Raw genomic sequence first — 26,195 nt, 5'->3', positions numbered from 1 at the left:
GCGGAACGATCAGTCGGAGGAGCCGGGGCCGGTCCGTCGGGCAGCGGACTCCGCGGGAGCATCGGGCCGCACGACGGGAGCGTCCGGCTCCGCGGCCGGAGCGTCCGGCTTCCCTGTCGCGGAATCGGGCTCCGCTTCCCGGGCATCCGCCCTCGCAGCCGGAGCACCCGCCTTCACCGCAGGACCACCCGCCTTCACCCCAGGACCGTCCGGCTCGGCTGTCGGAGCACCCGCCTTCACCGCCGGAGCGCCTGCCTTCGCGGCCGGAGCATCCGGCTTCGCCGCGGACGCCTCGGACGGCTTCTCCTCCGGCTTCGCCCCGACCACCCGCGCGAACGCCAGCGCCTGCGCGGCGGAGAGGTCGGGCAGATAGGCGCGACCCAGCGCGGCTCCGATCCGGGGCAGCTGCAGCGCGTCGGGGTAGGTCATCCAGAGGCCCGCGTAGCGCGGGTGGAACTTGGCCTTGAAGCGGAACAGCGACGTGAAGCCGTAGGCCGGCTCGAGCGTCCGCGAGAGGAACTCGAGCAGGCGCGAGAGGACCGTCGGCTCCGGAGGCTCCTCCCCCTCCTCGACCGGTGCGGTGGCGAGCGGTGCGCCCGAGAGCGAGAGGAACTCGGCGCCCTCCTCCTTGACGCGCAGCGCCGCGGAGGCGATGAGGAACTCCATGATGCCGGGCATCGAGTCGTCGGAGCGGCGCATGAAGTCGAGGGTCCAGCCGACCACGCGCCCCTCCCGATGCACGGGCAGCCAGCTCGTCACCCCCTGCAGCACGCCGTCCGGTCCGACCGCGAGCAGGAGGGCGACGTCGGGATCGCGGACCTCGTCGATCCCACCGAGGGTGAAGCCCATCTCGGGCAGCGCCTTCTCGGCGACCCAGCGCTCCGACAGGTCGACGATCTGGTTGGCCATGCCGAGGGAGAGCTCGGGCCAGCTGGTCCACTGCGCCTCGATGCCCAGCTTGATGCCGCGCGTGAGCGGGTAGCGCACCTTCTGCCACCGCTTGCCGGTGAGCTCGAAGGAGGAGAGCTCGATGATCGTCTCCTCGCCGACCGAGAGGCGCGACCAGCCGAGCCGGTCGAAGACGGGGAGCAGCTCGTCGTGGATGCTGTAGAAGACGGGCGTCCAGCTGCGCTCGTCGCAGAACCGCACGAACTCGGCCACGACGTCCTCCCGCCGCTCGGGAGCGCAGGCCGGGTCGGAGAGGGTGATCGCCACGCCGCCGATCACCCGGTAGGCGACTCCGCCGGTCCCGTCGGCCGAGATCCAGTGCGCGTTGCCCTCCCAGGTCCCCTGATGGCCGAGGCTGCCGGCGCCGTGCAGGGACAGGAGCGCGCGGTACCGCGCCTCGTCGCCGCGGTTCCGCTGCACGTCGGTGGCCCGGAGCAGGGCGACCACCGCGACGACGACCACGAGCCAGAACACCGGGCCGACCCACTCGAAGACGATCCGCGCGACGGGCTCCCGCGGCACGGCGAGCAGTCCGGCGCCGCCGAGGAAGCTCACCGGGACGAAGCGCAGCAGCCCGTCCAGGAGGAGTCTCCCGAGGCCCAGGAGCGGCTCGAAGCTCGTGCGCACGCCGGCCGAGAGCGCCAGGTAGCCGCCGAGGGACACGACGAAGGCGATGGCGATGACCCGCGTCCAGAGCCTCGCAGCGGCACGGGGCGCGCGGATGCGGAAGTGCCTCCTCCCGATCACGAGCATCGCCACGACGGCCAGCGGCACCAGCACCGTCGTCGCCACCCAGAGCAGGTACTCGGCGTAGTACAGGAACTCGGGGTGACGGGCGGCGCGCTGGAGGGAGAAGACCTCCAGGATCGCGATCGCGATGTTCACCCCGACCGCCAGCAGCAGGCCCAGGCGGCGCCCGGAGCGCAGGCCGTAGGCGGCGACGAGCAGGAGGAGGAGCGGGACGAACGTCAGCAGGATCGGCCCGGGGGCGACCAGGCTCAGCTTCACGTGGTGCGCGCAGTGCCGGAGGGCGCGGCTGCACGGGTCCTCGAGGTCCGTCGTCCCCGTGAAGGCGCTCTGCAGCAGTCGGCCGAGGAACGAGAACGGACCGTAGCCCGAGTCCGAGAGGACGGCGACGAGCGGACCGATCGCGGTGACGACGACGACCGCCGCCAGCAGCCCCCGGGACTCGCGGTGCGAGCTCGGCGCCGGACGCTGCGGACGCAGCCCCGCCGCTCCCCGCGCGAGCACCGCGCCGAGCACGAGCCCCGCGCCGCCCGCGAGGAGCCGGTACGCGTCGGCGGAGTCGCCCGCGTAGAGCACGAACATCAGCACGACGGCGAAGACGGTCACCCGGAGCCGGCGACGCCACAGAGCGCCCATGAAGGCGGTCGAGGCGATGAGGGCGCCGACCGCGCCGATCAGCGGGTCGAAGGTGTGGTCGCCGACGGTGTCGCCCGCCCACCACTCCCCGACGAGAGCGCCGATCGACTGCACGGAGGACCCGACGACGATCCCGACGGCGCCGGTCACGAGGAAGGCGAGGAGGGTGCGGGCCGAGCCGAGGCGGCGCTCCGCGGCGAGGAGCATCGGGAGCACCAGCACGACGTCCAGGAGCAGCTGCAGCGGGTCCGCCGCGATCAGGAGGGCGGTCACCGCCGTCCACGGACGGCCGTCGAGGGTCGTCGTCGGGCCCGCCGCCCACCAGGCCGTCGTCTCGGCTCCCGCGGGGGCGACGAGCGTCCCCGTGATCGCGCTCGCGGCCAGGAGGACCAGGACGACCGAGACGGCCGCAGGCGACCTCCGGACCAGCAGACGCAGGGGGCGCAGCGCCGCGGCACCGCTCCTCGGGAACCACGTCGGCATGCGGGGACGCTCCTGTTCGCAACGGACGGACGACGCTCCGGCGGCATCCGGCGTCAGCATAGCCATGCCCCGCCGACCGGCGCCGTGAACGGCATGCGATAGCGTCACGGGATGACCGCCTCCGACTCCGCACCCGCCGTCGTCATCTCCACCCCCGGCCTCGACGCCGCCGAGATCGCCGCCGTCACGGCCGTCGTCACCGCACTGACCTCGCGCACCGAGGCCGAGCCGGAGACCCCGCAGGAGCTCAGCGGGGGCTGGAACGACCGCGCCGCGGCGGTCCGCAGGCCGCTCCGGCCGGCACCCGGAGCGTGGCGCTCCTTCTCCGGCTGAGCGGACTCGCAGACGCAGCCCGTCGGGGAACGAGCGATCCGCGACGCGGAACGTGAAATTTGTCCCCCGATTAGTCCCCTAAAGTGCTGACTATGCGCCTCCTGGCGGAGCGAGCACACTAGACGACGTACGGTACTCCTCCTTCGGAAGGGGCACCGCCAATCACTCGCCGACCAGGGTAAGCAGGCGGGTGTGTTGGGGGCGAGTGAGGGTAATATTCGGGTTGTTACCCTCACTCGGGGTTTGACGGCGGGCCGGGCCCCCTCTTCGGAGGAGTGGACGGCCCGCCGCACTCCGTTAACGGGCTCTTCTCATTACGCGCTCTGCGCGCGACGGGCTGTGCGCTCGACGGGCACTGCTCACGACGGCTCTGCTCACGCTCGTGCCGCGCCCACGATCGGTCCGCGCCGAGAGACCGGACGCGCCGAGACCTGAGCCGTGCTGAGAGCCGGAGCGTCCCGCCCGCGGCACCGATCCGACATCCGCACGCCCTCCGGGCCGGGTCGCCACCGGTCGCTGCGCATGGGGACGGCCGCGCCGTCCCGCGCGCTCTCCGCCGCTCAGACGTCCCGTCCGCCGACGCCGTCGCGCCGGATCTCGACCCAGGCGTCGACCTCGTCCCCCGCGTCGTCGGAGCCGAGGGCGCCCGCGCTGCCGTCGCCGGCCGTCCGCAGGCCCACCACTGTGACCGCCGAGGCCGAGTCGGCCGAAGCAGTGCGCACCACCACGCGGTCGACCTCCTCGCGGATCCCGCTCAGAGCTTGGGCGAGCTCCCCCAGCACCCGGCGGCTCTCGCCCTCGGAGGTGCGGTCGAGGCCGCCGTCGTCGAGCACCGACACGGTCACGCCCCGCCGCCGCGCGTCGAGCACGAGACGACGCACCTCGTCGTCCAGCAGCCGCCGGCCGCGGATCTCGTCGCGCACGGCCGCCTCGAGCAGCCGGCACTCGCGCCGCTCCTCGTCGGTGAGGCCCGGTCCCGGCTCGGCGATGCGCAGCAGCATGTCGGCGGCGAGGGCGCGGGTCTGCTCCAGCCGGACCTCGCGCTCCGTGAGGTGCGCCTCCTCCGCGGCCCTCCACGACGCGGCCGCGCGCTCGGCCGCCTCGAGCACGCGCGCCTCGGAGCCCGCGCGCCCGAGCTCGACGATGAGCAGCTGCGCGATCGCGACCCAGGCGATCCCCCCGACGACGCCGAGAGTGGCCAGCGCGGCCGGGCCGGCCCAGAACACGGTGTGCACGATCAGGAAGCCGACGCCGACCCAGGCGCAGGCCGCGCGCCGGCGGGCGCACACGATCGTCATGAGGGTGCCGACCGCGGCGATGTACCAGGTGGAGTAGCCGTTGGAGGCGCCCGGATCGAGCGACGGCGCGACCAGCAGCGGCAGAGCGACGGCGACCGCGGTCATCCCGACCGCGACGGGCAGGGCGAGCCGGGTCGTCGCTCCCGGCCAGAGGGCGACGACGGTCGCCGCGACGTACAGCGCGACCGCGACGAGGTCGGCCGGCGTGGCCGGGGAGATGCGGAAGGAGAAGAAGGCGAGCACCACGTGGTACAGCGAGAAGCCGGCGCCGAGCGCCTGGAGCAGGGGGCGCGGGTAGGCGATCACGGCCCTCCTCCCGCGTCCGCCCGCCAGGAGAGGACGACTCGGGTGCCCTCGCCCGGAGTCGAGTCGACCCTCGCCGATCCCCGCGCGTTGTGCACCCGCTCGAGGATGGAGAGCCGGATGCCCAGCCGCTCGCGCGGGACGTCGGCGAGCCGGAAGCCGCGGCCGTCGTCCTCCACCACGACCTCCACCGCGCCGTCGCCCAGCAGCCCGTGCACGGCGCGGTGGACGCTGCCGCTCGGACCCGCGTGCTGGACGCTGTTGGCGAGCGCCTGCCAGACCGCGCCGAGCAGCGCCTCGGCCACCGGGCGCGGCAGCGTCGTCGCGCGCGGATCCACTCCATCGGCCGTCGCGACTGCGATCTCGGTCCCGAAGGTGGACGCCGCGTGGGCGAGCTGGCGCTGCAGGAGCTCGAGCGGGACCAGCCCCTCGGGCGGCTCCGGCTCGTGGTCGGGCAGCAGCACGGCGAGGGTGCGCTGCGCCATCGAGGAGACCAGCGCACGCTCGGCCGGCGACTCGGCGGAGGCGGCGGAGAGCAGCGTCGCGAGCACGTTGTCGTGCACCAGGGCGTCGACCTCGACCCGCTCCACCTCGCCGGCGTGCTGGCGCATCGCCGCCTCGTACTGCTCCATGGCCGTCGTCTGCGCGCGATCGATCTGGTCGGCCGATTGCCGGAGCACCGTGATCAGCACCAGCATCACGAAGCCGACGATGCCCACGTAGGCGGCGTCGAGGATCGCGCGGGTCGGCTCCGCCCCGCCGCCGGAGGGGAGGATGCGCAGCAGCCCGAACAGCACGGTCGTCACCGACACGTACGCGATCGCGATCCGGAGGGGAGCCGCGATCGTGCAGAAGGCGGTGCCGATGGTCAGCAGGTACCAGATCCACGGGGTCTCGCGGTCCGCGCCCCCGGCGGCGACGGCGGCCGGCCAGGTCAGGAGGGCGACGAGGACACCGACCGCGACCAGGACCGCCGTCATCCGCGTGCCCCGCCGCAGCACGGCGGTGACCACGGCGGCGGTGAGCGATCCGAAGACCAGCGCCAGCACCGGCCAGGCCACCTCGGGGCGCAGCAGGGGCAGCTGGGCGAGGATCGGCGGGACGGTCTGCACGCCGAAGCCGAAGCCGAAGAACGACACGACCGTGCTGATGATCCGGTCGATGCGCTCGCGCCCGGCGTTGCGGCGGGCGATCGGCGCCTCAGCGCCCGCCATCGCCGTCGTCCGGGTCGATGCCCGGCAGGATGCCGTCCTCCACCGCGCGCCGCAGCAGATCGACCTTCGTCGGGGCGGGACGGCCGATCTCGACGTACTTGTCGCGGATCCGGTCGAGGTACTCCTTCGCCGTCGACACCGAGATCTGCAGCCGCTCGGCCACCAGCTTCAGCGGCAGCCCCGAGGCGTAGAGGTGCAGGACGTCGCGCTCGCGACGACCGAGCACGGCCCGCGCGAAGTCGTCGTCGGCGTCGATGGCCGAGGCCCACTCCAGATTGTTGAGGACCTCGCCGCGGGCGACGGTGCGGATGGCGGCGACGACCGTCGACATGGGCGAGGACTTCGGGATGACGCCGGCCGCTCCCGCGGCGAGCGCCTCCCGCACGGCCACGACGCGGTCGGCGATGCTGTGGACGAGGACGGCGGAGCCGCGCACCTGCCCCCACTTGACGTTGCTGGTGATGCTCGAGCCGTCGTTCAGGGACAGGTCGAGGACGAGCACCTCGATCTCGGCGCCGCCGATCGTGCTCTCGAGGGCCTGGACGGTCTCGGCGGCGGCGACCACCTGCATCCCCGCGCTCTCGACGGCGGCGGCCACGCCCAGGCGCACCGACTCGTGGTCGTCCACGATCGCCACGCGCACGCGCGGGGCCTCGGCTGCGTCGACGTGGGGCTCCATCCCGCCCATGGTACGCAGGCGCGGGCCCGCGGTCAGTCCTCTCGGCGGACCAGTCGCGCAACGGCCTCCACGTGGGAGGTGTGCGGGAAGAGGTCGAAGCCCTCGAGGCGCTCCAGCTCGTAGCCGGCCCCGGTCAGGGCGCCCACGTCGCGGGCGAGCGCGACCGGGTCGCAGGCGACGTAGACGAGCTGCGCCGGCCGCAGCTCCGCCAGAGCGTCGGTGACCGCCCGGCCGGCGCCCGAGCGCGGCGGGTCGAGGACCACGGTCGCCGCGCGCCACCGCGCCCGCTCGCGCCTATCGGCCTGGGCGACGACGTCGCGGAGGTAGCGGTCGACGCGGGCGGTCACTGCGCGGGCGCCGACCTGGTCGGCCAGGTTCTCGAGCGCGTGCTCGGTGGCGCGGGAGTCGCTCTCGACGCTGGTCACGCGCACTCCGGCGCCGAGGCGGTCGGCCAGCGCCGCGGCGAGCAGGCCCACCCCGCCGTAGAGGTCGTGGTTGGCGGCCGACGGGTCCGCCGCGTCCGCGTCGACGGCGGCCTGCACGGCCTCGAAGAGCGCGGCGGCGGCTCCGCGGTGCACCTGCCAGAAGCCGGTGCGGTCGACCCGGAAGGTGCGGTCGGCGACGAACTCGCTCACCACCGTGCGGTCGCGGCGGGCGCGCTTGTCGGAGGGGTCGTGCACGAGCACCGCGGCTCCCTCGGACCCGGCCGCGTCGACGAGGTCGACCACCGAGCCGGGAGCGAGGCGCTCGCCGAGCGGTGCGGCCAGGGAGGAATCGGCGGTCGCGAGGGGCAGCGACTCCACGGTGACGACGTGGTGGCTGCGTGCCGCGTAGGGGCCGACCCGTCCGTCGTCGTCGACGTGGAGGCGGTTCCGCGTGCGCCAGCCGAGGCCGCCGGATGCGTCGTCCCCGCCGATCGGCGCGACCTCCACCTCGATCTCGCGACGGGCGAAGCGGGAGAAGGAGTCGACGAGCACGAGGCGCTTCAGCTCGCGCTGGTAGGCCAGGTCGGCGTGGCCGAGCTCGGCGCCGCCGACGCGCTCCTCCGGGCGGCGGTCGAGGGCGGCCTCGGGCCAGACGTGCTCCACCCGGTGCTCGGACGCCTCGAGCACCTCGAGCGCCTCGGCACGCCAGAAGCTGTCGTGCCGGACCTCGCTGATCCGCGCCCGCACGCGCTCGCCGGGGAGGACGTCCGGGACGAAGACGACGCGGCCCTCGTGCCGGGCGACGAACACGCCGCCGTGGGCGACGTTGCTAATGTCGAGCTCGATCTCGGTCCCGAGTGCGTCGTCGGCCCCGTCGGGGCGGGCGGATGCTCGGGACGGGGTCTGTGCCATCCGTCGAGCATCCCACAGCGTGGGCCCGGCCGCAGGGAGCCCTCGTGCGCCTCTACCTCGCCTCCACCTCCCCCGCGCGCCTCGCGCTGCTGCGGGCCTCCGGGATCGAGCCCGTCGTCGTCCCCTCCGAGGTGGACGAGCCCGCGGCCGTCGCCCGGGCCGAGCAGGAGCGGGGCGCGGCGCTGGACGCGGACGCCACCGTCTCGCTGCTCGCCCGCGCCAAGGCGCACGCCGTCCTGCGCCCGGACATCGACGGTCTGGTGCTCGGCGGCGACTCCGCGTTCGTCCTCGACGGGGTCGTCCACGGCAAGCCGCACGAGCCGGAGCGGGCCCGGGAGCGCTGGCGCGCCCAGCGCGGTCGCACCGGCCGCCTCCACTCCGGCCACTGGCTCGTCGACCACCGCGGCGGGAGGATCGTCGCCGAGGCCGGAGCGGTCACCTCCGCCGCCGTCACGTTCGCCGACGACATCGACGACGCCGAGATCGACGCCTACGTCGCCACCGGCGAGCCCCTCGAGGTGGCCGGCGCCTTCACCATCGACGGCCGCGGCGCCGGCTTCATCACCGCGATCGAGGGCGACCCCTCGACGGTGATCGGGATGTCGGTGCCGGCCCTCCGCACTCTCGTGCGGAGCCTCGGCGTCGACTGGCCCGCGCTCTGGAACCGCTGAGGCCCGTCCCGCCCTTGTGAGGAACCGACGAAGGCCCTCCGCTTCTTTGTGGTGAGCCGCGCCGGGCCGGGCGGAGCCGCCCCCTAGGGTTGGGGACCATGCCGAAGATTACGAAGGTGCTCGTCGCCAACCGGGGCGAGATCGCCGTCCGAGTCATCCGCGCCGCCCGCGACAGCGGGATCGCCTCCGTGGCCGTCTACGCCGACCAGGACCGCGACGCCGTGCACAGCCGCCTCGCCGACGAGGCCTACGCCCTCGGCGGGACGACCAGCGCCGAGACCTACCTCGTCATCGACAAGCTGCTCTCGGTGGCGCGCCGATCCGGAGCCGACGCCGTGCACCCCGGCTACGGCTTCCTCGCCGAGAACGCCGACTTCGCCCGCGCCGTCATCGACGCCGGCCTGATCTGGATCGGCCCCGGCCCCGAGGCCATCGAGCGCCTCGGCGACAAGGTCTCGGCCCGCCACGTCGCCGAGAAGGTCGGCGCGCCGCTCGCCCCGGGAACCCTCAACCCCGTCTCCGGCGCCGCCGAGGTGCTCGAGTTCGTGGACCAGTACGGCCTCCCCGTCGCGATCAAGGCGGCCTTCGGCGGCGGCGGTCGCGGCCTCAAGGTCGCCCGCGAGCGCGACGAGGTCGAGGAGCTGTTCGCCTCGGCCACGCGCGAGGCCGTCGCCGCCTTCGGCCGCGGCGAGTGCTTCGTCGAGAAGTACCTCGACCAGCCGCGCCACGTGGAGACCCAGTGCCTGGCCGACGCGCACGGCAACGTCGTCGTGGTCTCCACCCGCGACTGCTCCCTCCAGCGCCGCCACCAGAAGCTCGTCGAGGAGGCGCCCGCGCCGTTCCTGACGGACGCGCAGAACACCGAGCTCTACCGCGCCTCGAAGGCGATCCTGCAGGAGGTCGGCTACCTCGGCGCCGGGACCTGCGAGTTCCTGATCGGCAAGGACGGCACGGTGTCCTTCCTCGAGGTGAACACCCGCCTCCAGGTCGAGCACCCCGTGTCGGAGGAGATCACCGGCATCGACCTCGTGCGCGAGCAGTTCCGCCTCGCCGAGGGCGGCGTGCTCGACTACGACGACCCGGCGCCCCGCGGCCACTCCTTCGAGTTCCGCATCAACGGCGAGGACGCGGGCCGCGGCTTCCTCCCCGCTCCGGGCCCGGTGCACGTCTTCAAGGCCCCCGGCGGACCCGGCGTCCGCGTCGACTCCGGTGTCGTCGCCGGCGACGTGATCTCCGGCTCCTTCGACTCGCTCCTCGCGAAGCTGATCGTCACCGGCGACAGCCGCGAGCAGGCGCTGGAGCGCTCGCGCCGCGCCCTCGCCGAGTTCGAGGTCACCGGACTGCCGACCGTCCTCCCCTTCCACCGCGCGATCGTCGAGGACCCGGCCTTCGCCCCCGAGGGCGGCGCGCCCTTCACGATCTACACCCGCTGGATCGAGACCGAGTTCGAGAACACGATCCCGGCCTGGAGCGGCGAGCCCGGAGCGACCGACGAGCCGGCGGCCCGCCGGAACGTGGTCGTCGAGGTCGACGGGCGCCGCGTCGAGGTCACGCTCCCCGGCGACCTGGTCGGCTCGGGACCCGCCCGCGGGGCCGCTGCCGCCTCCCCGAAGCGCCGCGGCTCCTCCTCCGTCAGCACCGTCACGGGCGACTCCGTCGCCTCGCCCATGCAGGCCACCATCGTCAAGGTCGCCGTCGCCGAGGGCGACACGGTCGTCACCGGCGACCTGGTCGTCGTCCTCGAGGCGATGAAGATGGAGCAGCCGCTCACCGCCCACAAGGACGGCGTCGTGAAGGGCCTCGACGCGACGGCCGGAGCGACCGTCCCCGCGGGACACGTGCTCCTCCAGATCGTCTGAGCCCGTTCCGGGCCGCTCCCCGCGCGGCCCGGCGCGGTCGGCTCCTCGACGTGAGGGGTACCGCAGAGCGGGTCGCGTCGCGCTGCCGTGAATCGCTCCGCACGCGATTCCCGGTCGCGCGCTCTGCCGATGAAGGGCCGCACCCCGCGCGGCCCGGCGGAGGGGCGCGTCAGGTGACGATGTGCATGGCGCGCGCGGCGTCCGAGATCGAGCCGGTGAGGCTCGGGTAGACGGTGAAGGCCCGCGCGACCTGGTCGACGGTCAGGCGGTGCTCCACGGCGAGGGCGAGCGGGAAGATCAGCTCGCTCGCCTTCGGAGCGACGATGACGCCTCCGATGACGGTGCCGGAGCCGGTGCGCGCGAACAGCTTCACGAAGCCGTCGCGGATGCCCATCATCTTCGCCCGCGGGTTCGCGGCGAGCGGGAGCTTGTAGATCTCGCCCTGCGCGATGCCCTCCTCGATCTCGCGCTGGCTCCACCCGACGGTCGCGATCTCGGGCTGCGTGAAGATGTTCGCCGCGACGTTGCGCACCTCGGTCGGGTTCACGGCGTCGCCCATGGCGTGGAACACGCCGGTGCGGCCCTGCATGGCGGCGACGGAGGCGAGCGGGAGGAACGTGGTGCAGTCCCCGGCCGCGTAGATCGAGGGGACGCTGGTGCGGGCGACGCGGTTGACGCGGATGTGCCCCGACTCCGTCAGCTGCACCCCCGCGTCCTCGAGGCCGATGCCCGCCGTGTTCGGCACGGAGCCGACGGCCATCAGGCAGTGCGAGCCCTCGACGACGCGTCCGTCCGAGAGCACGGCCTGCACGCCCTTCTCGGTCCGCTCGACGCGGTCGGCGCGCGACTTCGAGAGCACGACCATGCCGTTGCGCTTGAAGACGTTCTCGATCACCGCGGCCGCGTCGGCGTCCTCGCCGGGCAGCACCTGGTCGCGGGAGGAGATGAGGGTCACGCGGGCGCCGAGCGCACGGTAGGCGGAGGCGAACTCCGCGCCGGTCACGCCGGAGCCCACCACGATCAGGTGCTCGGGGACGGACTTGAGGTTGTAGAGCTGGGTCCAGCTGAGGATGCGCTCGCCGTCGGGAGCCGCGGTCGGGAGCACACGCGGGCTGGCGCCCACCGAGACCACGATCGTGTCCGCCTCGATGCGGTCGAAGTCCATGCCCTCGCCACCGGCCGCCGTCGAGACGATCAGGGCGTTCGAGCCGTCCAGGCGCCCGTCCCCCTGGACGATGCGCACGCCGTGGTGCACCAGGTTCGCGCGCATGTCCTCGGACTGCTGGCGCGCGAGGCCGAGCAGGCGCTTGTTCACCGTCGCAAGGTTGACCGCCACGTCCGGGCGCACCGGCTTGTTCAGCTCCGAGCGGGTGAAGAACTGCACGCCCAGGTCGGCGGCCTCGCCGATGGCGTTGGTGGCCTCCGCCGTCGCGATGAGCGACTTCGACGGGACGACGTCGGTGATGACGGCCGAGCCGCCCACTCCGACCCGCTCGACCAGGGTGACCTCGGCGCCGAGCTGCGCTCCCGCGATGGCGGCTTCGTAGCCGCCCGGCCCCCCTCCGAGTACAGCGATCCTCTGCGCGCGCTCGAACTCGTAAGCCATGCTTCCCATTGTCCTCTCTCACTGAGTGTTCGCCCAATCGCGGGGTGTCGGATCGGCCGCGGGAGTCGCCCTCCGCCGCCGCGCAGCCCGTCGGTAGGGTGGGAGGATGTCCGACCAGACCCTGCACCCGCTCGACGCCCCCGACGCCGATCCCTTCGAGATCGCGGCCCGCGCGGCCGCTCAGATCGCCGAGGCGACAGGGGTCGAGAAGCACGACATCGCCCTCACCCTCGGCAGCGGCTGGGGCAAGGCCGCCGACGCGATCGGCGAGACGACCGCGACGGTGGAGGCCACCGAGATCCTCGGCTTCTCCAAGCCGGCCGTGCACGGGCACGGCGGCACCCTGCGCTCCGTCCTGCTCCCCACCGGCAGGCGCGCGCTGATCATCGGCGCCCGCACCCACTACTACGAGGGCTACGGCGTGCGCCGCGTCGCGCACAGCGTCCGCACCGCCGCCGCGACGGGCGCGACGGTGATGATCCTCACCAACGGCGCGGGCGGCATCAAGGAGCACTGGACGCCCGGGACCCCCGTGCTGATCAGCGACCACATCAACCTCACCGCCGACTCGCCGCTCGAGGGCGCGACCTTCGTCGACCTCACCGACCTCTACTCCTCGCGCCTGCGCGACCTCGCCCGGGGGACGCGTCCTGAGCTGGACGAGGGCGTGTACGTGCAGTTCCGCGGGCCGCACTACGAGAGCCCGGCCGAGGTGCAGATGGCGAAGATCATCGGCGGCCACATCGTCGGCATGTCGACCGCCCTCGAGGCCATCGCCGCGCGCGAGGCGGGAATGGAGGTGCTGGGCATGTCGCTCATCACGAACCTCGCCGCCGGCATCCAGAAGACCCCCCTCAGCCACGAGGAGGTGCTCGAGGCCGGCCGCGACGCCGAGGACGACCTCGCCCGCCTGCTCGCCGGGATCACGGGCGCCCTGTGAGCGCCGACGTCCGGGAGCTCGCCGAGGCCTGGCTCGCCCAGGACCCCGACCCGGAGACGCGGGAGGAGCTGGTCGGCCTGCTGACCGCCTCCGACTCGGGCGACGCCTCCGCCCGCGCCGAGCTGGAGGACCGCTTCGGCGCCCGCCTGGCGTTCGGCACCGCGGGCCTGCGCGGCGCCATCGCGGCGGGATCCAACCGGATGAACCGCGTGCTGGTCTCGCAGGCCGCCGTCGGCCTGGCCGACTTCCTGCTGGCGCAGGGCGTCCAGCGGCCCGTGGTCGTGATCGGCTACGACGGCCGGAGGAACTCGCGCGTCTTCGCGGAGGACTCCGCCGCGCTGATGGCGGGCGCCGGCGTGGACGCGGTGCTGCTGCCCCGGCTCCTGCCCACCCCCGTGCTGGCCTTCGCCGTGCGCCACCTCGGCGCCGACGCCGGAGTGATGGTCACGGCGAGCCACAACCCGCCGCAGGACAACGGCTACAAGGTGTACCTCGGCGGCGCCGACGAGGGCTCGCAGATCGTGCCGCCGGTCGACTCCGAGATCGCCGAGCGGATCCTCGCGGTCGCGCGGGACCGGCGCGTTCCGGAGCTGCCGCGCGGCGAGTACCGGCTCGCGGACGAGTCCGTGGTCGCCGCCTACATCGAGGCGACGGCCTCCGTCGGCCGCCAGTCCGCTCCGCTGCGCGTCGTCTACACGGCGATGCACGGGGTCGGCTGGGAGACGGCGCACCGGGTGCTCTCCGCGGCGGGATTCGACGAGCCGGCCGTCGTGGTCGAGCAGATCGAGCCCGACGCGGCGTTCCCCACGGTCGCGTTCCCGAACCCGGAGGAGGCGGGCGCCCTCGACCTCGCCTTCTCGACCGCGCGCTCCGGTCGCGCGCAGCTGATCGTGGCGAACGACCCGGACGCCGACCGCTTCGCCGCCGCCGTGCCCGACGCCTCCGCCCCGGAGGGCTTCCGGCGCCTCACCGGCAACGAGGTCGGAGCGCTGCTCGGCTGGCGCGCCGCCGAGCAGGCCCGCCGCGAGGGCCGCACCGGAGGAGCGCTCGCCTGCTCGATCGTCTCCTCCCCCGCCCTCGGTGCCGTGGCGGCCGACTACGGCCTCGACTTCACCGAGACGCTCACGGGCTTCAAGTGGATCTCGCGCGTCCCCGACCTCGTCTTCGGCTACGAGGAGGCGCTCGGCTACCTGGTGAACCCCGGGACGGTCCGCGACAAGGACGGCGTCTCGGCCGCGCTCGCCTTCCTCTCCCTCGCGAGCGGGCTCGCCGCCGAGGAGCGCACGATCGACGACGAGCTGGAGTCGTTCGCCGAGCGGTTCGGGCTCTTCGGATCGGAGCAGATCTCGCTCCGCGTCACCGACCTCTCCGAGATCGGCCGGATCATGGCCGGACTGCGCGCGACGCCTCCGACCGCGATCGGCGGGCTCGCCGTCGAGCGGAGCGAGGACCTGCTCGCCGAGGGCGGCGCGCTGCCTCCGACCGACGCGCTCCGCTTCTCCCTGGACGGTGCCCGTCTCATCGCGCGCCCGAGCGGCACGGAGCCGAAGGTCAAGCTCTACCTCGACGCCTGGTCGCACGACTCCGACGCCGACGCCCGCCGGTCGGCCGTCTCGTCCCGCCTCGCCGCCCTGCGCACCGGCGCCGCGGAGCTCCTCGCGTAGGTCCCCCTCCGGTCAGCGGGGCGCGCGGACACCGATCCGCTCGCCGCGCTTCCAGAGCCACTCCACCGGACCGAGCTCGAACCGGCGCAGCCACAGGTGCGCCGCGAGCACGACGACCGCCGCGATGAGCAGGAACGCTCCGACGGTCGCCGGGACGCGCCACTGCGCGGCGGTCACCGCCAGCCCGAGTCCCCAGCCGTAGAAGAGGGCGCCGCCGAGCAGGTTCTGCAGGAGGTAGGCGCTCAGGGCGACCCGGCCGACCTCCCGCGCCCGGCGTGCCGCCCAGCCCTCGGCGCCCAGGCGGAGGCAGGCCTCGGCGAGGGCCGCGAGCAGGCCGAGCCCGACCAGGGGCGCGACGAGGTAGCGCTCGGCGAGCAGACCGGCGGCGCTCCCCCCGATGCCCAGCGCGAGGTCGACGGGGAGGGCGAGGGCGCCGAGGACCATCAGGCGACGGCGGAGTGACGCGCCCTCGGCGGCGAGGACCCCCGCCCGATGGAGGCGCGCGCCGAGGAGGAACATCGCGAGGCTGAGGAGCCCGATGAGCACCGGCTCCGCACGGAAGACGCCCGCGTTCTGCAGCCGGAAGAGGGCGAGGCCGAGGAACGACGCGTCCGCGTAGGGGCTCCGGCCGGTCGGCCCCTGTCCGGCACCGTCCGGGCTCGCCGCCACGAGCGCCACGAGCGCCGAGATCAGGACGACGTGCAGAGCGCCGCAGACGAGGATCACGCGGCGCTGCGTCGTCGGCCGGGTGAGCAGCAGCCAGGCGACGACCGCTCCGGTGACGGCGTATCCCATGAGGACGTCGAACTCCGCGATCAGCACGTAGTTGACCGCGCCGTCCAGGAGGAGGAGCGTCGCGCGCCAGAGGTAGCGGCCCGGCCAGCGCGTCCCGCGCCGGACCGCGGACGCGTGCTGGATCGCGAGGCCCACCCCGAAGGCGAGGGAGAGGAGGGCGAGGAACTTGCCCTGCGCCAGCGCCATCAGCAGGAGCTGCGCGGTCCCGGCTGAGGAGGAGGTCTCCGGCGTCACCGGGACGGAGAGCAGTCCGAGCATCCCCCAGGGGTGGGAGAAGATCCAGATGTTCGTGCCGAGGGTCCCGATGATCGCGACACCGCGGACGACGTCCAGGGTCGCGATGCGGCGGCCGGCTCCGGCACGGGGCGGCAATACGGTCGTATTGGTCATGTCCGAGAGCGTAGCCTGCTCGAGCAGTCGAACGAGAGGGACGCCATGCCGGATCGGCGCGAGAGCAGGAGCGACATCCTCTCGGCGGTCGTCGCCGTCCTCTCGACCCGCGGGGCGGAGCACCTCAGCATCCGCACCGTCGCGGCCGAGGCCGGCGTCTCGGTGGGGGCCGTCCAGCACCACTTCCCGACGAAGCAGGCGCTGCTGGCCGGCGCGATGGCCCGGGTCGAGGAGCGCTTCCGCGAGCGGATGCGGAGCCGCCTGGAGGCCGAACCCTCGGCCGAGGTGCGGCTGCGTATCTTCTGCGACGAGATCGCGTGCGTCGCTGACGAGGACGTCCCCGACGCGATCGTGTGGACCGCCTTCGCCTCCCGCGCCGGCACCGATCCGGAGATCCGCGCGATCCACACCGCCGGCTGGTCGCGAACGGAGGACGTCGTCCTCGAGCTGCTGCGCGCCGCGCATCCCGCGGCGTCGTTCGGCGCCGACGACGCGGCGCTTCTCCTCGCGGTCCTCGACGGCATCGCGGTCTCCCGCGCGGCCGAGCGGCCCGCCCGCCTCTCCCCCGCCCGCGCCCGCCGCCTGATCGGCACCGTCCTCGAGCAGCTCGCCGCCCGCTGATCCCCCAAGGCCCGAGCAGCCGTCCGCGCAGGAAGCCGGCTCCCGGCACGCCGCTCCGCGGCCACTCGACCAGCAGGGGGAGGAGGACGCCCTCTCCCCGCAAGGTGGAGGGCGCGTCCGAGAATCGCGTGCCAGCGATTCGCGGCAGCCCGACGCGACCCGCTCTTGAGAACGCGCCCCGTCGGGAGGCCGACCGCGCTGAGCCGCGCAGGAAGCGGCTCAGAGTCGAGCTCAGCCCAGCGCTCGCTCGATCTTCTCCGTGATCTCGTTCTGGTCGAGGTAGTTGTCGATGACGACGACCTCGGCGAAGGTGCGGCCGATGCGGTCGACGAGCTCGCCGGAGGTGAGGATGACCTGCGCGTCGGCGGCGAGCGCGTCGACGGAGGCCAGGTCGGAGGCGATCACCTCGGCCTCGAGGTCGAGGGTCTCGAGGGCGCGCTCGGCGCCGAGCTTGAGGATGGCGGAGGTGCCGATTCCGGCGCCGCAGAGGGTGACGATCTTCATGCGCTTCTTCCGTGGTGCGGGTGGTGCGGGGTGCTGTCGGTGAGGACGGCGTTGATGCTGCGGACGGTGCGGGCGGCGGCGAGGGCGCCGACCGCGTCCGGACGGCTGAGCACGTCAGCGAGCCCGGAGACGAAACCGACGTGCCCGTGCGCCTGGGTGGCGGCGATCCCGATGACGACCGAGACCGGATCGTTGGTGCTGTGCCCGAAGGCGACGGGCTCGGCCAGCGTGACGACGGAGAGGCCGTCCGCGAGGACGTCGTTGCCGGGCCGGGCGTGCGCGAGGGCGAGCCCGGGCGCGATGACGATGTACGGCCCGAGCACGTCGACCTGCTCGACCATGCGCCGGGAGTAGGCGGCGTCGACCGCACCGGTCCGCTCGAGAGCACGGCCCGCCTCGAGGACGGCCTCCCGCCAGGATCCGGCGGAGTGGCGGAGGGCCACCGCCTCCTCGGGGAGCGCGTCGAGCGGCACCGTCAGGCCGCCTCGAAGCCGGCGCTGATCGTCTCGACGAGCTCGCGGCGCTCGTCGAGCGGCAGGAAGGCGGCGTGAGCCGCGTTCAGCTGGAAGGCCTCGAAGTCGTCGAGGTCGTACCCGAACGCGTCGGACAGGAGGGCGAGCTCGCGGCTGAGGGTCGTCGCGCTCATCAGGCGGTTGTCGGTGTTCACCGTGACGCGGAAGCCCAACTGGTAGAGCAGGTCGAAGGGGTGGTCGGCGAGCTCGGCACCCCACGCTGCGACGGCTCCGGTCTGCAGGTTGGAGGAGGGGCTGAGCTCGAGGGCGATCTCGCGGTCCTTCACCCACTCCGAGAGCTCGCCGAGGGTCACGTAGCTCGCGTCGTCGTCCTGGCGCTCGATGCGGATGTCCTCCGCGATCCGGACGCCGTGGCCCAGGCGCAGCGCGCGGCCGTCGAGCAGGGCCGAGCGGATGCTGTCGAGGCCGTCCGCCTCCCCCGCGTGGACCGTGGTCGGGAAGTGAGCCGCCGCGAGCAGCTCGAAGGCGGGACGGTGCCGCGAGGCGGGGAAGCCCGCCTCGGCTCCGGCGATGTCGAAGCCGATCGCACCACGCTCGCGGTGGCGCAGCGCCAGCTCGGCGACCTCGAGCGAGCGGTCGGCGTGCCGCATCGCGGTGATCAGCTGGCCGACGCGGATGCGGTGTCCCTGCGCCGCCGCCGCCTGCACGCCCTGCTGCAGCCCCTCCTGGACCGCTTCGACAGCCGCGTCGAGCGAGAGCCCGGCGCGCTGGTGCTGCTCCGGCGCCCAGCGCACCTCGCCGTGCACGACTCCGTCGGCGGCGAGGTCGAGCACGAACTCGCGGGCCACGCGCTCGAGCGCCGGCGCGGTCTGCATCACGGCGACCGTCGTCTCGAAGGTGGCGATGTAGTCGGTGAGGGAGCCGGAGTCGGCCGTGGCGCGGAACCACTCGGCGAGGGCATCCGGCTCCTCGGCCGGGAGCGGCACGCCCGTCTCGCGGGCGATCTCGAGGACCGTCCCGGGCCGCAGCCCCCCGTCGAGGTGGTCGTGCAGCGACACCTTGGGGAGCTCGTCGATGAGGACGCCCTCGCCCGGGAGGAGGTACTCCTCGGTCTGATCGGTCACGGTGCTCCTCGCAGGTCGGCGGTGGTTCGCCGACCACCCTAGAGGGTCGGCGGAAGCGGCTCGCCGGGCGGCGCCTCCTCCGTGCCGGGCGGCGCGGGGCTAGGAGACGCGCTCCGCCACGAGGGGGCCGCCGTCGAGCACCTCGTCGCCCTCGTCGCCGATCCGGTAGGCACCGGCGAGCGCCTCCAGCGCCCGGGCGAAGCGCTCCGGCTCGTCGGCCGACAGCGTGAGCAGGGGCTGGCCCGCGCGGACGCGGTCGCCCGGCTTCGCGTGCAGGTCGATCCCCGCCGCGTGCTGCACCGCGTCGGACTGGCGGGCGCGTCCGGCGCCCAGGCGCCAGGCGGCGATGCCGAACGGCAGCGCCTGCTGCTCCACCAGGACGCCGTCGCGCTCGGCGACCACGACGTGGGTCTCGCGGGCCTCGGGAAGCGCCGCATCCGGATCCCCTCCCTGAGCGCGGATGACCGCGCGCCAGGTGTCCATCGCCTCGCCGCCGTCGAGGGCGCGCTCGACATCCGCGTCCGGCTGCCCGGCGAGGGCCAGCATCTCGCGGGCCAGGGCCAGCGTCAGCTCCCGGACGTCCGAGGGGCCGCCGCCGGCGAGCACCTCGACCGACTCCCGCACCTCGTTCGCGTTGCCGATGGCCAGACCGAGCGGCACGTTCATGTTGGTCAGCAGCGCGGTGGTCCGCACCCCCGCGTCGTTGCCGAGGTCGACCATCGCCCGCGCCAGCTCCCGCGAGCGCTCGATGTCGACCATGAACGCCCCGGAGCCGAACTTCACGTCGAGCACCAGGGCGTCGGTCCCCTCGGCGATCTTCTTCGACATGATCGAGGACGCGATCAGCGGGATCGCCTCGACGGTCCCGGTGATGTCCCGGAGCGCGTAGAGCTTCTTGTCGGCGGGGGCCAGGCCCGAGCCCGCGGCGCAGATCACGCCGCCGACCGTCCGCAGCTGCTCCAGCATCTCCTCGTTGCCGAGGTCGGCCCGCCAGCCCGGGATCGACTCCAGCTTGTCGAGCGTTCCGCCCGTGTGGCCGAGCCCGCGTCCCGAGAGCTGGGGCACCGCCACGCCGAAGGAGGCGACCAGCGGCATCAGCGGCAGCGTGATCTTGTCGCCGACTCCGCCCGTGGAGTGCTTGTCGACCGTGCGCTTGCCGAGTCCGTCGAAGCGCAGGCGCTCGCCGCTGGCGATCATGGCCAGGGTGAGGTCGCGGATCTCGTCGCGCTCCATCCCGTTCAGCAGGACCGCCATCGCGAAGGCCGCCATCTGCTCGTCAGCGACGTAGCCGCGGGTGTAGGCGTCGATCAGCCAGTCGATCTGCGCGGTCGAGAGCGTGCCGCGGTCGCGCTTGGTGCGGATGATGTCGACGGCGTCGAAGTCCTCGACGGGGGTGGTGCGGGTCATGCGGAGTCCTCGGTTCGGGAGTGGGAGCGGTGACGGCGGCGCTAGGAGGCGGCGTAGGCCTCGAGCGTGCGCGGGCCGAAGGCGTCGGGGATGACCTCGTCGATCGTCTTCACGCCAGACACGGTCTGGAGGAGCATGCCCTCGGCCGAGTGCTCGAAGAGCAGCTGGCGGCAGCGCCCGCAGGGCATCAGGACGCCGCCCTTCCCGTCGACGCAGGTGAAGGCGACGAGCCGGCCGCCGCCCGTCATGTGCAGAGAGGACACCAGCGCGCACTCGGCGCAGAGCGTGAGCCCGTAGGAGGCGTTCTCGACGTTGCAGCCCGAGATCGTCCGGCCGTCGTCCACGAGCGCGGCGACCCCGACGGGGAACTTCGAGTACGGGACGTAGGCGTGGCTCATGGCCTCGAGCGCGGCCTCGCGCAGCGCCTCCCAGTCGATGTCGGTCACGACGGCTCCTCTCAGGACTTCAGGTACGGCTTGCCGGCGGCGGCCGGTCCGCGGGACTGGCCGACGAGACCGGCCACCGCGAAGATCGTCACGACGTACGGCAGCATCAGCATGAACTCGCTGGGCACGGGCGAGCCGATGACGCCGAGCACGTTCTGCAGATTGGTCGCGAAGCCGAACAGGAGCGACGCGAGCGTCGCCTTGATCGGGTCCCAGCGGCCGAAGATGACGGCGGCCAGGGCGATGAAGCCCGCGCCCGCGGTCATCTCCTTGCCGAACGCGCCGACCGCGTCGAGCGTGTAGTACGCGCCGCCGACTCCGGCGATCGCCCCGGCGAGGGAGACGTTCCAGAAGCGCGTGCGGGCGACATCGATGCCCACCGTGTCCGCGGCCTGCGGGTGCTCGCCGACGGCGCGCAGGCGGAGGCCCCACTTGGTCTTGAACAGCCCCCACCACACCGCGAAGATCGCGAAGTACATCAGGTAGACGATCACCGTCTGGTTGAACAGGACGGCGCCCACGATCGGCACCTGGCTGAGCACCGGGATCGGGAGGCGGTCGAACTTCATCGGCGAGTTGAACGTCGACGCGTCGGCGGAGAGGACCTGGGAGTAGAGGAAGCTCGTCAGGCCGGTCACCAGCACGTTCAGCACGACTCCGACGATCACCTGGTCGACCAGGTACTTGATCGCGAAGGCGGCCAGCACGAACGACACCAGGACGCTCGCGACCATCGCCGCGAGCAGGCCGAGCACCGGCTGGCGGGTGAGGGAGCCGACCATCGCCGCGGTGAAGGCGCCGGCGAGCAGCTGCCCCTCGATCGCGACGTTGACGACTCCGACACGCTCCGAGATGACGCCGCCGAGCGAGCCGAAGATCAGCGGAGTGGCGAGTCCGACGGTCCCGAGCAGAAGTCCCGAGACGGGCAGGGCGGCACCGGCCGATGCCCAGACGAGGAACCCGATCAGGAAGACCAGGGCGAAGACCGCCGAGAGCCAGAGCGGGATCCGGCGGCCGGCGCGGGTGAGTGCGGCCGACGCGACGGCCAGGGCGACCAGGAGGATCGCGACGACCACGCCCGTCCCCCGCGTCGGGAACGGGATGTCCGGCAGCGCGAAGAAGTCGGTCCCCGCGGCGAGGCGGAACGAGCTCGTCCCGTCGCGGCCGAGGGCCACGAAGAGGACGACGGCGAGCAGCGCGAAGACGCCGAACGCGATCGGCGCCTTCCAGCTGCGGATCACGACGCGGTCGGGGGCGGTGGCGACGGCGGTGCTCATGCGGACACCTCCGAGGTGCGGCGGGTGCGGCGCTTCGGGGCGGCCCCGGGCGTCGGGAGGCGGAAGATCGCGCGCACCAGCGGCGGCGCGGCGATGAAGAGGACGATCAGCGACTGGACGACGAGGACCACGTCGATCGGCACGCCCTCGGCGGCCTGCATCGAGTAGCCGCCCGCCTTGAAGGCGCCGAAGAGGATGCCGGCGAAGAACACGCCCCAGGGGCGGGAGCGGCCCAGCAGCGCGACCGTGATCGCGTCGAAGCCGATGCCCGCGTCGATCCCGGAGGTGAAGCCGGTCGTGACCGTCCCCATCACCTGGGCGCTGCCGGCGAGGCCGAGCAGGCCGCCGGAGAGGAGCATCGCGTACACGTAGCTGTTCTTCACGTCGATGCCCGCGACCCGGGCCGCGTGAGGGTTCTCCCCCACCGCGCGGAACTTGAAGCCGATCGTCGAGCGGTTCAGGAGCCACCAGACGAACACGGTCGCGAGGACCGCGAAGACGAAGCCGAGCGTGAGCGAGTAGCCGGGGCCGAGGAGCGCCGGGAAGACCGCGGTCTCCTTCATCCCGGGCGACTTCGGGTTGTTCGAGCCGGGCGCCTGCAGCGCGCCGGGCGTCCGCAGGAGGTAGGAGATCAGGTAGAACGCGACGTAGTTGAGCATGATCGTGAGGATCACCTCGTGCGCGCCGGTGCGGGCCTTGAGCAGTCCCACGAGTCCGCCCCAGAGCGCGCCGCCCAGGATCCCGGCGGCGAGCGCGACGACCAGGTGCACGCCCCACGGGAGGTCGAAGGAGAAGCCGACCCAGCCCGCGCAGGCGGCGGCGATCAGCATCTGACCGCGGCCGCCGATGTTGAACAGGCCGACGCGGAAGGCCAGCGCCACTCCGAGGCCGCCGGCGATCAGCGGGGTCGCGAAGGCCAGGGTGTCCGTCAGCGGCTTGATGCCATTGGCGAAGCCCTCGCGGCGGAAGTTGTAGACCGAGCCCTGGAAGAGCGAGGAGTAGGCACCGGAGACGGACTGCCAGATCGCCTGCAGGGTGTCGAGCGGCCGGGCGAAGAAGTAGCCCGACGCCGCCTGGACGTCCTTGTCGGTCGCGGCGATCAGCACGCCGCCCGCGATGAGGGAGAGCAGCACGGCGAGCACCGACATCAGCGCGGTGCCGGAGAGGATCTCGCGCAGGACGCGGGAGGCGCCGCTCTCGAGCGGGCCGGTGCGCACCTCCTGATCCGGCTTCTGGCCGGGCTCGAGCCCGGACGCCTTCTCGGTCTCCGCGTCGGGATCGACCGCGGGCAGTTGCGCGTCGCTCACGCCGCCGCTCCCTTCTCGGCGGGCGTCTGCCCGGCCATCATGAGCCCCAGGACCTCGCGGGGCGTGTCGGCGGGGACGATGCCGATGATCCCGCCCTTGTACATGACCGCGATGCGGTCGGCGAGCGCCGCGACCTCGTCGAGCTCCGTCGACACCACGATCACGGGGACCCCGGTGTCGCGCGTCTCGACGATGCGCTTGTGGACGAACTCGATGGAGCCGACGTCGATGCCGCGGGTGGGCTGCGCCGCGATGAACAGCCGCAGCTCCCGGCTGAGCTCGCGCGCGAGCACCACCTTCTGCTGGTTGCCTCCGGAGAGGCGGCCGACGTGGGTGCCGATCCCCTGGGCGCGCACGTCGAACTCGCGCACCCGCTCCTCGGCGAAGCGCTCGAGCTCCTTGAGCCGCAGGCCCAGTCCCTTCACGAACGGACCGCGGTCGCTGCGGTCGAGCATGAGGTTCTCGGCGATCGTGAACTCGGCGACCAGACCGTCCTCGGTGCGGTCCTCGGGGACGAAGCCGACCCCCGACTCGAGGACGCGGCGCACGGACAGCCCGTCGAGGCGGCGCCCGTCCAGGGTCACCGAGCCCTCGACCCGCTCCTGCAGGCCCATGATCGCCTCGGTCAGCTCGGTCTGGCCGTTGCCCTGCACGCCCGCGATCGCGAGGATCTCGCCGCGGCGGACCTCGAAGGAGACGTCGTCGACGACGGCCTGGCCGTTGGCGTCGCGCACGGTGAGGTTCGAGACGACGAGGGCCTCGTCGCCCGGCACCGCCTGCTCCTTCTGCACCGTCAGCTCGACGGCGCGACCCACCATCAGCGAGGCGAGCTCGGCGTTGCTCGCCGTCGGCGACGCCTCCCCCACGACTCTGCCGAGGCGGATGACCGTGATGCGGTCTCCGACCTCGCGCACCTCGCGGAGCTTGTGCGTGATGAAGACGATGGCGGTCCCGGCCGCACGCAGCTGGCGCATGATCGCGATCAGCTCGTCGGTCTCCTGCGGGGTCAGCACCGCGGTCGGCTCGTCGAACACGAGCACCCGGGCGTCGCGGGAGAGGGCCTTGATGATCTCGACCCGCTGCTGGACGCCGACGGGGAGGTCCTCGACCAGGGCGTCGGGATCCACGTCGAAGCCGAAGCGGTCCGAGATCTCGCGCACCCGCGCGCGCGCGGCGGCGAGGTCCAGGCGCCCGCCGGCCTTCGTCTCCTCGTGGCCCAGCATGACGTTCTCGGCGACGGTGAACACGGGGACGAGCATGAAGTGCTGGTGGACCATCCCGATGCCCGCCTTCATGGCGTCACCCGGACCGGAGAAGTGCTGGACCGCGTCGTCCAGCAGGATCTCCCCCTCCTCGGCCTGGTACAGGCCGTAGAGCACGTTCATGAGCGTCGACTTGCCCGCGCCGTTCTCGCCGAGGAGGCAGTGGATCTCACCGGGTTCGACGGTGAGATCGATGTGGTCGTTGGCCACGAGCGCGCCGAAGCGCTTCGTGATGCCACGCAGTTCGAGCTTCATGGGACCAATCTAACTTTCGGTTCGCGCCACGATGCGCCGTCGGCCGGGATCGAGGGACGCAGCGGAGCCGATCCGCCCGCCGGACCGACGAAGAGGCCGGCGGGCCCGAGGTGTGCTCGGGCCCGCCGGCCTCTTCGAGGAGACGGCTAGGACGCCGCGGGAGCGGACGGGGAGGTGACGGTGATGGAGCCGTCGATGATGCCCGCCTTGATGGTGTCGAGCTCGCCCTGCAGGTCGCCCGAGACCTTCGACTCGAAGTCGTGGAACGGCGCGATGCCGACTCCGTCGTTCTCGAGGGTGCCCACGAAGGGAGTGGGGTCGAAGTCGTCGGCTCCGGCGGAGCTGGTGACGTCGGTCGTGCCGGCCTCGATGCCCTTGAGGATCGAGGTCAGGTACAGGTCGGCGCCGTCGGGGTAGGTCTCGTACAGGTCCGCGTCCACGCCGACCATCGCGATGTCCTTGCCGGAGTCGCGGATCGCCTCGATCGCCGACTGGAAGATCGGACCGCCGACGGGGAGGATGACGTCCGCGTTCTGGTCGATCAGCGACTGCGCGGCCGACTTGGCCTCGACGCCCGCCGCGAAGCCGCCGGTGAAGGAGCCGGTCTGCGCGTCGACGTCCCAGCCGACGACCTTGACGTCCTTCCCCTTCTGCTCGTTGTAGTACTTCACGCCGTCGGCGTAGCCGTCCATGAAGATCGTGACGGTCGGGAACTGCTGGCCGCCGTAGGTGCCGACGACGCCGGTCTTGGAGTACGACGCGGCCGTGTAGCCGGCGAGGAACGCCGCCTGCGAGGTGTCGAAGGTGATCGGCTTGACGTTCGGCAGGTCGATCGACGCGTCGTCGATGATCGCGAAGTCGATGTCCGTGTTCGCCTCGGCCGCGGCCGACGTGGCCTCGGCCAGCGCGAAGCCGACGGTGATGATCAGGTTGCAGCCCTGGTCGACGAGGCTGGTCAGGTTCGGGGCGTAGTCCGTCTCGGACTCCGAGGTGACGGTCTTCGGCGTGACGCCGAGGTCCTCCGAGGCCTTCACGAGGCCGTTGTAGCCGAGCTCGTTGAACGACTTGTCGTCGAACCCGCCCGCGTCGGAGACCATGCAGGGCAGGAAGTCGCCACCGGCGGCGGCGCTGGAGCCGCTCTCCTCGGGGGCGGAGGCGCAACCGGCGAGAAGCGCGGTGACGCCGAGGGCGGCGAGACCGCCGAACGCGGCCTTACGCGAGGTGATAGTCAAGATGTCGTCCTCCAGGAATGCGGCCCCGCGCGACGAGCGCAGCAGGGCGTCGATCCCCACACGTTACCCAATGTGACAAGCCGCTCAGCCGCCCGGACGGTGGTGGTCAGGAAGAGTTACACAGTGTTGATCTTCGCGACACGCGGAGCGTGTCGCGGGTGCGGGCGGCTGTGCCCGATTCCGAGCTGCGGAGCGCCTCGGCGCGGTCGGCTGGGCTCGATTCCGAGCCGCGGGGCGGCTCGGCGCGGTCGGCTGGGCTCGATTCCGAGCCGCGGAGCGGCTCGGCGCGGTCGGCTTCGCGACGGGTGCGTTCCGCAGAGCGAGTCGCGTCGGGCTGGCCTGAATCGCTTGGCACGCGATTCCGGCTCGCGGCCCTCTCCCCTG

22 protein-coding genes are annotated in these 26,195 nt (G+C 73.1%); 6 read left to right on the top strand and 16 right to left on the bottom strand.

Features of this window, described 5'->3' with window-relative positions; all coding sequences use genetic code 11:
• Positions 1-9 precede the first annotated feature (9 nt).
• A complete protein-coding gene (locus GTU71_RS01610) occupies positions 10-2,814 on the bottom strand; it encodes a DUF2156 domain-containing protein (protein ID WP_159939154.1) in 2,805 nt (934 codons plus the stop codon).
• A 111-nt stretch (positions 2,815-2,925) separates the two neighbouring features.
• On the opposite strand from GTU71_RS01610, the gene GTU71_RS01605 reads away from it, so the two are divergent.
• Complete coding sequence (locus GTU71_RS01605; RefSeq protein WP_104225462.1) at positions 2,926-3,147, top strand: acyl-CoA carboxylase subunit epsilon; 222 nt, start codon at positions 2,926-2,928, stop codon at positions 3,145-3,147.
• 560 nt (positions 3,148-3,707) lie between these two features.
• On the opposite strand, the gene GTU71_RS01600 is transcribed toward GTU71_RS01605, so the two are convergent.
• Genes GTU71_RS01600 through GTU71_RS01585 form a run of 4 tightly spaced genes read right to left on the bottom strand, consistent with a single transcriptional unit; the run spans position 3,708 to position 7,978 of the window.
• Complete coding sequence (locus GTU71_RS01600; RefSeq protein ID WP_104225461.1) at positions 3,708-4,751, bottom strand: hypothetical protein; 1,044 nt, start codon at positions 4,749-4,751, stop codon at positions 3,708-3,710.
• Complete coding sequence (locus tag GTU71_RS01595) at positions 4,748-5,962, bottom strand: ATP-binding protein (RefSeq protein WP_159939153.1); 1,215 nt, start codon at positions 5,960-5,962, stop codon at positions 4,748-4,750. Before GTU71_RS01595 ends, GTU71_RS01600 begins: the two co-directional genes overlap by 4 nt.
• The gene (locus tag GTU71_RS01590) at positions 5,949-6,641 is read right to left on the bottom strand and encodes a response regulator transcription factor (RefSeq protein ID WP_244229469.1); all 693 of its coding nucleotides are present in this window, start codon (positions 6,639-6,641) and stop codon (positions 5,949-5,951) included. Before GTU71_RS01590 ends, GTU71_RS01595 begins: the two co-directional genes overlap by 14 nt.
• 32 nt (positions 6,642-6,673) lie before the next feature.
• On the bottom strand, positions 6,674-7,978 hold the full coding sequence (locus tag GTU71_RS01585) for a TRAM domain-containing protein (RefSeq protein WP_159939152.1): 1,305 nt from the start codon (positions 7,976-7,978) through the stop codon (positions 6,674-6,676).
• 44 nt (positions 7,979-8,022) lie between these two features.
• Here GTU71_RS01585 and GTU71_RS01580 point away from each other — a divergent pair, with 44 nt between their 5' ends.
• Both GTU71_RS01580 and GTU71_RS01575 read left to right on the top strand, forming a co-directional pair.
• Positions 8,023-8,649, top strand: a complete 627-nt coding sequence (locus GTU71_RS01580) for a nucleoside triphosphate pyrophosphatase (RefSeq protein ID WP_208543603.1) — start codon at positions 8,023-8,025, stop codon at positions 8,647-8,649.
• A gap of 98 nt (positions 8,650-8,747) precedes the next feature.
• Entirely contained in the window at positions 8,748-10,508 is a 1,761-nt protein-coding gene (locus tag GTU71_RS01575) for a biotin carboxylase N-terminal domain-containing protein (protein WP_104223170.1), read from the top strand.
• Positions 10,509-10,677: 169 nt separating this feature from the next.
• On the opposite strand, the gene GTU71_RS01570 is transcribed toward GTU71_RS01575, so the two are convergent.
• Positions 10,678-12,114, bottom strand: coding sequence for an NAD(P)H-quinone dehydrogenase (locus GTU71_RS01570; RefSeq protein ID WP_104225458.1), 1,437 nt, complete (start codon positions 12,112-12,114; stop codon positions 10,678-10,680).
• Positions 12,115-12,220: 106 nt separating this feature from the next.
• On the opposite strand from GTU71_RS01570, the gene GTU71_RS01565 reads away from it, so the two are divergent.
• Both GTU71_RS01565 and GTU71_RS01560 read left to right on the top strand, forming a co-directional pair.
• Positions 12,221-13,054, top strand: coding sequence for a purine-nucleoside phosphorylase (locus GTU71_RS01565; RefSeq protein ID WP_104238027.1), 834 nt, complete (start codon positions 12,221-12,223; stop codon positions 13,052-13,054).
• Positions 13,051-14,718 (top strand): phospho-sugar mutase, encoded by a 1,668-nt coding sequence (locus tag GTU71_RS01560; RefSeq protein WP_159939150.1) that lies wholly within the window; start codon positions 13,051-13,053, stop codon positions 14,716-14,718. Before GTU71_RS01565 ends, GTU71_RS01560 begins: the two co-directional genes overlap by 4 nt.
• Positions 14,719-14,730: 12 nt before the next feature.
• On the opposite strand, the gene GTU71_RS01555 is transcribed toward GTU71_RS01560, so the two are convergent.
• Positions 14,731-15,903 carry a DUF418 domain-containing protein gene (locus tag GTU71_RS01555; protein ID WP_159939149.1) on the bottom strand — a complete coding sequence of 391 codons (1,173 nt, stop codon included), beginning with the start codon at positions 15,901-15,903 and terminating at the stop codon, positions 14,731-14,733.
• A 45-nt stretch (positions 15,904-15,948) separates the two neighbouring features.
• On the opposite strand from GTU71_RS01555, the gene GTU71_RS01550 reads away from it, so the two are divergent.
• Positions 15,949-16,524 (top strand): TetR/AcrR family transcriptional regulator, encoded by a 576-nt coding sequence (locus tag GTU71_RS01550; protein ID WP_104223175.1) that lies wholly within the window; start codon positions 15,949-15,951, stop codon positions 16,522-16,524.
• Between the two features lie 231 nt (positions 16,525-16,755).
• Here GTU71_RS01550 and GTU71_RS01545 read toward each other — a convergent pair whose 3' ends face one another.
• From GTU71_RS01545 to GTU71_RS01505, 9 genes are all read right to left on the bottom strand, one after another.
• Complete coding sequence (locus tag GTU71_RS01545) at positions 16,756-17,028, bottom strand: PTS sugar transporter subunit IIB (RefSeq protein ID WP_104226416.1); 273 nt, start codon at positions 17,026-17,028, stop codon at positions 16,756-16,758.
• Positions 17,025-17,501, bottom strand: a complete 477-nt coding sequence (locus GTU71_RS01540) for a PTS sugar transporter subunit IIA (RefSeq protein ID WP_104255398.1) — start codon at positions 17,499-17,501, stop codon at positions 17,025-17,027. Before GTU71_RS01540 ends, GTU71_RS01545 begins: the two co-directional genes overlap by 4 nt.
• A gap of 2 nt (positions 17,502-17,503) precedes the next feature.
• Positions 17,504-18,625, bottom strand: a complete 1,122-nt coding sequence (locus GTU71_RS01535; protein WP_159939148.1) for an adenosine deaminase — start codon at positions 18,623-18,625, stop codon at positions 17,504-17,506.
• Positions 18,626-18,724: 99 nt separating this feature from the next.
• Positions 18,725-20,032 carry a thymidine phosphorylase gene (locus tag GTU71_RS01530; protein WP_159939147.1) on the bottom strand — a complete coding sequence of 436 codons (1,308 nt, stop codon included), beginning with the start codon at positions 20,030-20,032 and terminating at the stop codon, positions 18,725-18,727.
• Between the two features lie 41 nt (positions 20,033-20,073).
• Positions 20,074-20,478 (bottom strand): cytidine deaminase, encoded by a 405-nt coding sequence (locus GTU71_RS01525; RefSeq protein WP_104223180.1) that lies wholly within the window; start codon positions 20,476-20,478, stop codon positions 20,074-20,076.
• A gap of 11 nt (positions 20,479-20,489) precedes the next feature.
• Positions 20,490-21,755, bottom strand: coding sequence for an ABC transporter permease (locus GTU71_RS01520; RefSeq protein WP_159939146.1), 1,266 nt, complete (start codon positions 21,753-21,755; stop codon positions 20,490-20,492).
• Positions 21,752-23,062, bottom strand: coding sequence for an ABC transporter permease (locus GTU71_RS01515; protein ID WP_208543602.1), 1,311 nt, complete (start codon positions 23,060-23,062; stop codon positions 21,752-21,754). The genes GTU71_RS01520 and GTU71_RS01515 overlap by 4 nt, the downstream gene beginning before the upstream one ends.
• Complete coding sequence (locus tag GTU71_RS01510) at positions 23,059-24,579, bottom strand: ABC transporter ATP-binding protein (protein WP_104223182.1); 1,521 nt, start codon at positions 24,577-24,579, stop codon at positions 23,059-23,061. Before GTU71_RS01510 ends, GTU71_RS01515 begins: the two co-directional genes overlap by 4 nt.
• Before the next feature lie 146 nt (positions 24,580-24,725).
• Complete coding sequence (locus tag GTU71_RS01505; RefSeq protein WP_104232890.1) at positions 24,726-25,811, bottom strand: BMP family ABC transporter substrate-binding protein; 1,086 nt, start codon at positions 25,809-25,811, stop codon at positions 24,726-24,728.
• Between the last annotated feature and the right edge of the window lie 384 nt (positions 25,812-26,195).

Source organism: Rathayibacter sp. VKM Ac-2762, assembly GCF_009866585.1.
Lineage (GTDB): Bacteria > Actinomycetota > Actinomycetes > Actinomycetales > Microbacteriaceae > Rathayibacter.
This window is presented reverse-complemented; position numbering and strand designations above follow the sequence as displayed.